This window comes from Ruegeria sp. BHSA118 (assembly GCF_059613405.1).
In genome coordinates this window covers 1-6,297 of sequence record NZ_JBXWSM010000116.1, presented here as the reverse complement: position 1 = coordinate 6,297, position 6,297 = coordinate 1, and the positions used below count along the sequence as shown (strand labels likewise).

Sequence of the window (6,297 nt, the reverse complement as noted above, 5' to 3'; positions counted from 1 at the left end):
GGCGCAAATGGTTCAAAAGCTGAAGCTTGATGCGGACGACATACGTGTCACGACCCCGGATGTGGGCGGCGGGTTCGGCATGAAGGTGATGCCATACCCTGAATATTTCTGCGTTTCCGTGGCGGCGATGAAGCTGGGTCAGCCGGTGCACTGGATGTCCGACCGGTCCGAGGCGATGCTTTCCGATCACCATGGCCGCGATCTGACCTCGCTGGCCGAGCTGGCCTTTGATGCTGACCACCGGATCACCGCCTACCGCGTCCACAGCAAAGTCAACCTTGGCGCATACAACAGCCACTTCGGTCAGGCGATCCAGACCAGCCTGTTCAGCAAGGTGCTGATGGGTGTCTATGACGTCCAAACCACCTATCTGCGGGTCGAAGGCTTCTATACCAACACGACGCAGGTCGATGCGTATCGCGGTGCGGGTCGGCCCGAGGCGATCTATGTGCTTGAACGCGCGATGGACCGCGCCGCGCGCGAACTTGGCGTTGACCCGTGGGAGTTGAGGCGCAAAAACTTCATCAGACCCGTCGACTTCCCATACACCTCTGCCACGGGTGAAACCTATGATGTCGGCGATTTCGACATGATCCTGCGCCGCGCGGCCAGCCAGACCAGCGGTTTTGACGCCCGCAAGGCCGCCGATGCCGAACGCGGTCTGATCCGGGGGCAGGGTCTTTGTTACTATATCGAAAGTATTTTGGGCGACCCTTCCGAGAACTCGAAGGTCGAGTTTTGCGAGGATGGCACGGTGAACCTTTATGTCGGCACACAATCGAACGGGCAGGGGCACGAGACGGTTTATGCCCAGTTCCTGTCCGATCAGACCGGCGTTCCGATGGACAGGATCACCATTATTCAAGGTGATACCGACCGGCTTGCCCATGGCGGCGGAACGGGCGGGTCCCGCTCGGTCACGGTGCAAAGCACGGCCACCCTGGCCACGATTGACAAGATGATCGCCGCATTCACGCCTTATCTTGCCGATAAGATGGGGGTCGAGGACAGTGATGTGCATTTTGACCATGAGACATTCCGAGCGCCGGGCTCGAACCTGACGCCGACCCTGACCGAAGCCGCCGAGATGGCGCGTGCCGATGGTCGAACGGATCTGCTGCAACATGAGGCCCGCGCCAACCTGGATGCGCGCAGCTACCCGAACGGCGCGCATGTTGCCGAGGTTGTGATCGATTCCTACACCGGCGAAACTTGGGTGGAGCGCTACACGGTGGTTGACGATTTTGGCAATCTTATCAATCCGATGCTGGCCGAAGGGCAGGTGCATGGCGGGGTGGTGCAAGGTATCGGCCAGGCCCTGACCGAACATGTCGTGCACGATGCACATGGGCAACTGCTCACGGCTTCGTTTATGGATTACGCCTTGCCCCGTGCAACTGACATACCCATGATTAAGTTTACCTCGGCGCCGGTTCCGTCAACTTCAAACCCGATGGGGATGAAAGGGTGTGGCGAGGCTGGCACAGTGGGCGCACTGGCCGCTGTGGCGAACGCGGTTCAGGATGCGCTCTGGGATCACGGGGTGCGGCAGGCGGACATGCCTTTCACACCTCACAAAGTATGGGAATTGCTGACGCATGAATCTGTCGCGGCTGAGTAGGAAGGTTCTGGGATGGCTCGGGCGCCCTTTGCGGTCCGAGCATTCAGCCGAGACGCGGCACCGCGAACCGATCAGCCATGTCATCATTCTTGATGGCACCATGTCCACCTTGGAACCGGGGTTTGAAACCCACGCCGGCCAGACATTTCGCCTGTGCTGCGAGATGGGCAGCAAGGTTTCGGTGTTCTACGAGGCCGGCGTGCAGTGGGAAAGCTGGAAGTCCTCGCTGGACGTGATGATGGGTAGGGGCATCAACCGCCAGATCCGTCGCGCCTATGGGTATTTGGCGTCCCGCTACAAGCCGGGCGACAAGATCTTTTTCATCGGTTATTCGCGCGGTGCCTATGGCGTGCGCAGTCTGGCCGGCGTGATCGACATGATCGGCCTGCTCAAGGCGGAACACGCCACCGAGCGAAACATACTGCAAGCGTATCGCCACTATGAATGCAATCCAGACGGCATCGCCGCCAGTGAATTCCGCCGACGTTTCTGCCACGAAGGGGTCGAGATCGAGATGGTCGGCGTCTGGGACACGGTCAAGGCGTTGGGTTTGCGTCTGCCGCTGCTGTGGCGCTGGGCTGAAGAGAAGCACGCCTTTCACAACCATCAGCTGGGCCCGGCCACCCGTCACGGGTATCACGCCATGGCGCTGGATGAGACGCGCGAAGTGTTCGAACCGGTTCTGTGGACCTGCACGCCCGAGTTCAAGGGCCATGTGGAGCAGGTCTGGTTCCGCGGAACCCATGGCGACATCGGTGGCCAATTGAACGGCTACGAAGAGGCGCGGCCGCTGAGCAACATTTCCCTGATCTGGATGCTGGACAAGGCGGAATTGCACGGTCTGCCTTTGCCCGACGGCTGGCGCGATCGGTTTCCCATCGATCCCCATGCTCCGTCGGTTGGCACATGGCGCGGCTGGGGCAAGATTTTCCTGCTGCGAAAGCACCGCAAGGTCGGGCAGGACCAGTCGGAACGCCTGCATGTTTCAGTTTCGCCGGACGAACTGCCTGGATGGGTCGCGATGCCGAATCTGCCGACACATCCCGCGCAGTGAAAGGCTACCATGTGCCAGTGGTTCCAAGATCACTGGCACTTCAATGTCAGGTTCGAACCCAAAGATTGACTAGTCGGTACGCAGTTTTGAGAGCATGGGGCAAGAGACATTCCCGCTGTCGCAGTTGGCTGTGAGTTCGCTCAGCGCCGCTTCCAATCGCTTCAGCTCGTTTATCTTTTCACGCACATTGAAGATATGAAGCTCAGCCAGCTCTTTTACGGACCGGCAATTCTCTCCGTCGCCTTCGGACAGGCTGAGAAGCGTCTTTGTATCGGCTAGCGGAAAGCCCAAATCACGGCATTTTTTCAGGAAACGAAGTCTTCCAACATCGTGCGCAGAGTACATCCGGCGATTATTCGGTGCCCGTTCTGGTTTGGGCACGATCCCTTCGCGCTCATAGTAGCGGATCGTTTCAATGCCGACACCGCTTTGCCGGGATGCTTCCCCAATCGCAAACATGTGAGTTTTTCCGTCTTGATCCTGTAGCGACTACAGAAGTTATACCAATGGCTGTCGTTTCAACACCTCAAATTGATCAAGGGAATGAAATGCAGAAGTACCTTAGCGTTAGTTATCTCGGATCACTGTCAGCACTTGGCGTTGCGGCTTGCTGTGTATTGCCCATGACAATGATGTTGCTGGGACTAGGAGGCAGTTGGTTGGCTGTTTTCGGAAAGATCGCGGCGGCAAGCTACTACGTATTGACGATTTCGACGGTGCTTGTCGCGATATCGTGGCTTGTATCTTATCAGCGAGGTTCCCTATCAAAGTTGAAATGGTGGCTTTCGGGGACGACCGCAATCACCGCGTTAGCTTGGGTCGTCGTCTTTAACGAGGCCCGGATCAACGATTACCTGATAATGCAGATGTGAAACAATGACAGAGCAAACTGTAGTGCTTGAAAGCACCCTGACGTGCCCGAAATGCGGTCACAGCGAAACCGAAATAATGCCGACGGATGCTTGCCAGTGGTTCTATGAATGCAAGTCTTGCGCAGCAGTCTTGAAACCATTGGAAGGGGATTGTTGTGTCTACTGCTCCTATGCAACGGTGCCTTGCCCGCCGATCCAGAATGGCGATAGTTGTTGCGGATGACAAAGTCTGCTTTGTCCGCAAAGCTGACGCTCCGAACTAAAACACCCTCGCAGCATTCAGCGAGGGTGTTTTCTTTGTACGAACCCGTTACGCCTTGCGTCGGTCTTGACTATGCAACGCCTCCGGTAAGAGGCGTGGCGAAACGCCTGCGCCCTTTTCACGTTCTATAGACATGATTTAGGTTCTGGTGTTCGCTATTACCGCCGCCGGTCGCGGCGCGAGCTCATCGGCTGGAAGGCCACGCCCACATGCGCCTCGCAATAGGGTTTGCCTGCCTCGACCGGCAGGCCGCAGAACCAGAAATCCTCGGTCGCAGGGTCGCCCACCGGCCACTTGCAGGTTTTCTCGGTCAATTCCATCAGAGTCAGCTTCTTGGCCTTTTTCTCGACCTCGTTGACCTTGGCCAGCGCCTCGGGGCTGATCTCGTTGGCCGACGGCTGCGGTGGCAGCGGCTGACCGGCGGGGATGATCTGACGGCGGGCCGGAACGACCGGTTTCGCCTCGGCGGTCGGGGCCGGGGCCGGACGCGCCGGTTCGGTCTTGGGTGCAGGTTTGGGCTTGGCCTCGGCCTTGGGGGCGGGTGCCGGTTTTTCTTTCGGTTCCGCCTTCGCCGGGGATGCGCCTGCCGTCCGGTTCGACAGGCCCAGGCGGTGCACCTTGCCGATCACCGCATTGCGGGTCACGCCGCCCAGTTCCTTGGCAATCTGGCTGGCCGACTGGCCTTCGCCCCACATCTTCTTCAGCAGTTCAACACGCTCGTCTGTCCAGGACATCGTTAGCCTTTCAAAAGCGGAAAGCGGCCCCGGATTCGGGCCGCCTTGGGAATTCGTCTCAGCACCCTATTCTAAACACTGCTGCCCGAGTTACAAGCTGTCTTCGAATCAGGTCGAGGGCAAATCATGCAAAATCCCGCAGATCAGACCGCGCGTCGCTTCGGAGCAGTCAACTGGATGGGCCTTTACACGCTGGCGCAGCGCGAAACCCTGCGTTTTCTGGCCGTCTGGACGCAAACGGTTCTGGCACCACTGGTTACGGCGGGGCTGTTCCTGTTGATCTTCACCATCGCCATCGGACCCAGCCGGCCCGATGTCATGGGTGTACCGTTTGTGATGTTTCTTGCGCCGGGAATCATGATGATGACGGTGATCCAGAATGCCTTTGCCAATACCTCGTCCTCGATGGTGATCGCCAAGGTGCAGGGCAATATCGTCGATACTTTGATGCCACCGCTGTCACCGCTCGAGATTCTGCTGGGCTATCTCGCCGGCGGCATTGCCCGAGGCGTGATGATCGCACTGGTGATCTCGATTGCGTTTTTGGTCTTGCTCTCCATCGCGCCTCAGCACCCCCTGATCGCACTGACATTCGTCGTTCTGGGTGGGGCATTCATGGGCGCGTTGGGCCTGTTTGCCGGTATCTTCGCCAACAAGTTCGATCAGATGGCCGCGATCACCAACTTTATCGTCACGCCGCTGGCCTTCCTGTCGGGTACGTTCTACTCGGTCGAGGCGCTGCCGCCCGTGCTGAACCGCCTGACCCACCTGAACCCGGTGTTCTATCTGATCGATGGTTTGCGCTACGGAATGATCGGAGTGTCCGACAGCTCTCCGTGGCTGGGAATGGCGGTCTGTACGTTTGCGACACTCGTGATCGGAGCCATCACCTGGCTGATGCTGCGCACCGGATATCGCCTCAAGGCTTAGGGTGGCCCGGCCATCGCGACCGGTTGCAAGGGCCGGGGCCGGGATGCACGCGCACCCGTTCCCGCTGTGCGGGGCAGCCCTTCAGGCGCCGCGCCGCACCGCTTCTCGCCAGACCAGGATCAGCCCGCCGGCCAGGATGGTCGCAGACCCGACCAGACTGATCCAGTCGGGGATCACATCAAAGACCGCAAAGTCGTAAAGGGCGGCAAAGATCAGCGTGGCATAGCTGATCGGGGCCACAAAGGATGCATCCGCCCGCGCCATGCCGTTGACGAAACAGGCCTGGGCGCAGGCCATCAGAACGCCGATCCCCACCAATGCTGCCCACTGCTGCGAGGTTGGCATCTGAAAGACGAAGCTGACGGCCAAAGTGGCGATCAGCAACCCCATCGCGTTATTGATCAGCAGGATCTGCATCGGTGGCTCGCGCCCGGACAGCTTTTTGATGAAAATCAGCTCCATCCCGATCAGCGCAGCCGCCGCCAGCGCTAGAAGGGCGGCGGGCTGAAAGCTGGCGGGGGTCGGGCGCAGCAGGATCAACGCGCCCGTCAAGGCGACAGCCGCCGCCAGCCAGCGCCACGGGCCGATCCGTTCTTGCAGCAGCGGAATGGCCAGCACCATACCAAAGACAGGGTTCAGAAAGGATATGGCCGTCGCATCCGCCATCGGAATGAAGGCAACCGACGCGAACATCAACGTCACCCCCGCCCAGCCAAAACTGGTCCGCCCGACGTGTAGCCTCCAATGGGGCCGCACCAACCGCGGCCGCAATGTTGCAACCGCCAGCAGGATCGCCAGCAGGGCAAACAGAAACCGCCCGTGAC

Annotated in this window: 8 protein-coding genes; 5 read left to right on the top strand and 3 right to left on the bottom strand. The window is 59.4% G+C overall.

Going from position 1 to position 6,297, the window contains the following annotated elements; genetic code table 11:
- The coding region (locus tag AC2FNN_RS20875) for a xanthine dehydrogenase family protein molybdopterin-binding subunit (RefSeq protein WP_496760357.1) at nt 1-1,621 on the top strand (1,621 nt) is incomplete at its 5' end.
- Nucleotides 1,599-2,675 (top strand): T6SS phospholipase effector Tle1-like catalytic domain-containing protein, encoded by a 1,077-nt coding sequence (locus AC2FNN_RS20870; RefSeq protein ID WP_496760355.1) that lies wholly within the window; start codon nt 1,599-1,601, stop codon nt 2,673-2,675. The genes AC2FNN_RS20875 and AC2FNN_RS20870, both read left to right, overlap by 23 nt.
- Before the next feature lie 69 nt (nt 2,676-2,744).
- Here AC2FNN_RS20870 and AC2FNN_RS20865 read toward each other — a convergent pair whose 3' ends face one another.
- Entirely contained in the window at nt 2,745-3,134 is a 390-nt protein-coding gene (locus AC2FNN_RS20865) for a MerR family transcriptional regulator (RefSeq protein ID WP_496760353.1), read from the bottom strand.
- A 47-nt stretch (nt 3,135-3,181) separates the two neighbouring features.
- Here AC2FNN_RS20865 and AC2FNN_RS20860 point away from each other — a divergent pair, with 47 nt between their 5' ends.
- Nucleotides 3,182-3,547 (top strand): hypothetical protein, encoded by a 366-nt coding sequence (locus AC2FNN_RS20860; RefSeq protein WP_496760352.1) that lies wholly within the window; start codon nt 3,182-3,184, stop codon nt 3,545-3,547.
- Nucleotides 3,548-3,551: 4 nt separating this feature from the next.
- A complete protein-coding gene (locus AC2FNN_RS20855) occupies nt 3,552-3,770 on the top strand; it encodes a GDCCVxC domain-containing (seleno)protein (RefSeq protein ID WP_083828990.1) in 219 nt (72 codons plus the stop codon).
- Between the two features lie 197 nt (nt 3,771-3,967).
- Here AC2FNN_RS20855 and AC2FNN_RS20850 read toward each other — a convergent pair whose 3' ends face one another.
- On the bottom strand, nt 3,968-4,543 hold the full coding sequence (locus AC2FNN_RS20850) for a GcrA family cell cycle regulator (RefSeq protein ID WP_152457300.1): 576 nt from the start codon (nt 4,541-4,543) through the stop codon (nt 3,968-3,970).
- A 126-nt stretch (nt 4,544-4,669) separates the two neighbouring features.
- On the opposite strand from AC2FNN_RS20850, the gene AC2FNN_RS20845 reads away from it, so the two are divergent.
- Nucleotides 4,670-5,473, top strand: a complete 804-nt coding sequence (locus AC2FNN_RS20845; protein ID WP_171170768.1) for an ABC transporter permease — start codon at nt 4,670-4,672, stop codon at nt 5,471-5,473.
- Between the two features lie 81 nt (nt 5,474-5,554).
- Here AC2FNN_RS20845 and AC2FNN_RS20840 read toward each other — a convergent pair.
- Nucleotides 5,555-6,297 (bottom strand): DMT family transporter (locus tag AC2FNN_RS20840; protein WP_496760349.1); only part of this gene is annotated, 743 nt, incomplete at its 5' end.

Bases quoted from the DNA above. Each gene is read 5' to 3' on its own strand.
- AC2FNN_RS20870 (WP_496760355.1), top strand. From the start codon at position 1,599: ATGAATCTGTCGCGGCTGAGTAGGAAGGTTCTGGGATGGCTCGGGCGC.
- AC2FNN_RS20865 (WP_496760353.1), bottom strand. From the start codon at position 3,134: ATGTTTGCGATTGGGGAAGCATCCCGGCAAAGCGGTGTCGGCATTGAA.
- AC2FNN_RS20860 (WP_496760352.1), top strand. From the start codon at position 3,182: ATGGCTGTCGTTTCAACACCTCAAATTGATCAAGGGAATGAAATGCAG.
- AC2FNN_RS20855 (WP_083828990.1), top strand. From the start codon at position 3,552: ATGACAGAGCAAACTGTAGTGCTTGAAAGCACCCTGACGTGCCCGAAA.
- AC2FNN_RS20850 (WP_152457300.1), bottom strand. From the start codon at position 4,543: ATGTCCTGGACAGACGAGCGTGTTGAACTGCTGAAGAAGATGTGGGGC.
- AC2FNN_RS20845 (WP_171170768.1), top strand. From the start codon at position 4,670: ATGCAAAATCCCGCAGATCAGACCGCGCGTCGCTTCGGAGCAGTCAAC.